The organism is Streptomyces olivochromogenes (assembly GCF_021538895.1).
Classification (GTDB): domain Bacteria; phylum Actinomycetota; class Actinomycetes; order Streptomycetales; family Streptomycetaceae; genus Streptomyces; species Streptomyces olivochromogenes_A.
Window position 1 is genome coordinate 1 of sequence record NZ_JADDRL010000270.1, and the last position, 725, is coordinate 725.

Sequence of the window (725 nt, forward strand, 5' to 3'; positions counted from 1 at the left end):
GAGGGCGGCGAGGAATACCTCGACTCGGAGAAGTACCAGCTCAAACCCCGCGACTGGGCCACCGCCGAGGCCGAGGGACGCAGCATCGCCCCCCTCATCACCCGGCTCAACACCGTCCGACGCCGGCATCCCGCGCTGCGGCACCTCCGGAACCTGCGCTTCCATCCGACCGACAACGACGCCGTGCTCGCGTACAGCAAGCGCACGGGCGACGACACGGTCGTGGTGGTCGCCAACCTGGACCCCCACCACACCCAGGAGGCCACGGTCTCGTTGGACATGCCGCACCTCGGCCTCGACCGGCACGAAGGCATCTCGGCGCACGACGAGCTGACGGGTGAGACCTACCACTGGGGCAGGACCAACTACGTGCGTCTCGTGCCCGGCCGGGCACCGGCGCACGTGCTCCACATCCAGCGATCGTCCGCCTCGCCGCACACGGGAGGGTCAACAGCCTCATGACTGTCAACGAGCCCGTCCACGACACCTTCGAGGACACTCCGGCAAAGGACCGGGACCCGGAGTGGTTCAAACGCGCCGTGTTCTACGAGGTCCTGGTGCGCTCCTTCCAGGACAGCGACGGCGACGGAGTGGGCGATCTCTCGGGTCTGACCGCCAAGCTCGACTACCTGCAGTGGCTCGGCGTCGACTGCCTCTGGCTGCCGCCCTTCTTCAAGTCGCCGCTCAGGGACGGCGGTTACGACGTCTCCGACTACACGGCCGTC

General features: G+C 68.0%; 2 protein-coding genes. Both read left to right on the forward strand.

Features of this window, described 5'->3' with window-relative positions; all coding sequences use genetic code 11:
* Window positions 1-462 (forward strand): alpha-glucosidase C-terminal domain-containing protein (locus tag IPZ69_RS46750; RefSeq protein WP_235461021.1); only part of this gene is annotated, 462 nt, incomplete at its 5' end.
* Window positions 459-725: alpha-amylase family glycosyl hydrolase (locus IPZ69_RS46755; RefSeq protein WP_268835909.1), on the forward strand; the 267-nt coding region annotated here is incomplete at its 3' end. The genes IPZ69_RS46750 and IPZ69_RS46755, both read left to right, overlap by 4 nt.